This window comes from Sinorhizobium saheli, assembly GCF_001651875.1.
GTDB classification, from domain to species: Bacteria; Pseudomonadota; Alphaproteobacteria; order Rhizobiales; family Rhizobiaceae; genus Sinorhizobium; species Sinorhizobium saheli.
This window is the reverse complement of the sequence record NZ_LNQB01000007.1, coordinates 1-1,417: the sequence shown is the minus strand read 5'-3', so window position 1 is coordinate 1,417 and position 1,417 is coordinate 1. Positions and strand designations below refer to the sequence as shown.

1 protein-coding gene is annotated in these 1,417 nt (G+C 65.8%); it reads right to left on the bottom strand.

Annotated elements, in window-relative coordinates; translation table 11 throughout:
- Positions 1-17 precede the first annotated feature (17 nt).
- Positions 18-1,196 (bottom strand): IS110 family RNA-guided transposase, encoded by a 1,179-nt coding sequence (locus ATB98_RS00045; RefSeq protein WP_066867479.1) that lies wholly within the window; start codon positions 1,194-1,196, stop codon positions 18-20.
- Between the last annotated feature and the right edge of the window lie 221 nt (positions 1,197-1,417).

Sequence of the window (1,417 nt, the reverse complement as noted above, 5' to 3'; positions counted from 1 at the left end):
GCTGAGTAATGCGCAAGTCAAGCAGCTTTTTGAGTTGGATCGAAGGTTTGCCTGGTTCGGAGCATTGTCCACAGGACGGTGACGCGTCGGCGGGCCAAGGCGATGATGGCCTGGGTGTGATGTTTTCCCTCTCGCCGTTTTCGGTCGTAGAAGGCTTTGGAGAGCGGGTCTCTGGTGGAGACGGCGCAGAAGGCACTCTGGAAGAATACCCGCTTGAGGGCCTTGTCGCCGCCATATGCGCGGCGCCAGTTCCTGGATTTTCCGGATTGGCGGATGACGGGCGTCAGGCCTGCGGCGCTGGCCAGGGCGTCGGCCGAGTGGAATCGCTCGATGGTGCCGATGTTGGCGATGAGTTCTGCCGACAGCACCGCCCCCATCCCCGGCAGCGAGCGGATGAGGGCACCGTCAGGGTGGCGTTCGAGCAGGGCCTCCAAGTCGCGGTCGATGCGGGCGATCGCCTCGCGCGCCTGCAGGGCCTCAGCGGCGAGTTCGCGGACCATGTCGGCGAAGCTGGCCTCGCCGGGAACGGCGATGCTCTGGCCCTCGGCGGCTTCGAGGGCGCGTTGGGCCAGTGCCTCGACGGCGTGCAGGTGAGGTGTTCGCTTGAGATGTGTCATGATCCGTTTGAGGCCGGCCCGGCGGATCTCGGCCGGCGTGACGTAGCGGGTGACAAGGACGAGCGGTCCCTTGGCCGTCAGGTCGAGCCGGCGTTCGAGGCCTGGATGGATAGCGCCCAGGAGCTGGCGCATTCGGGAGATGCGGCGCGTCTGGTCGTCGCTGAGTTCGCGGCGGCGCGTGACTTTGAGGCGCAGTGCGATCGCGGTCTCGTCGTCTGGCAGGATCGGGCGCAGATCACGCGTCCGGACCAGCTCGGCGATGGTGTGCGCATCGCGCGGGTCAGACTTGCGCTCGCCGCCGGAAAAGCCCTGTCCGGCCCGGTTGACGGCGATGCCGGGTGCATGGACGAGACGCAACCCCTCGGCCAGGAGGATGGCCTCCAGGAAGCGCGCCAGCGATCCGGTGATGTCCAGCCCAACCACGACCTCGCCACCGAGGCCGCGCAGGTCGGCGACGAGGCGCTCGATCGCGGCCTGATCGTTATCGACCGCGCGGTCGAGCAGAACCTGCGCGCGCGCATCGAGAGCGCAGGCCCAATGGGTTTCCTTGGCAACGTCTATTCCAACGTAAATCTCCATGACGCTCCTCGCATGATGTGGCGACCGCGCAGGCCCGGACACGCCGACATTGCCTTACATAGCCATCGCGGGCATCGAGCAATCAGCGGTCGATCCAGGTCGGTGAAGCGGGCGGCTCAGCCGCCGGAGCCATCAAGGACAGCCAGAATGACAACCATACCCGCATCACCTGCGCCCAAGCAGATTCTCACTGCAGTAGGCACTATGAAAAGAGGTAAGGC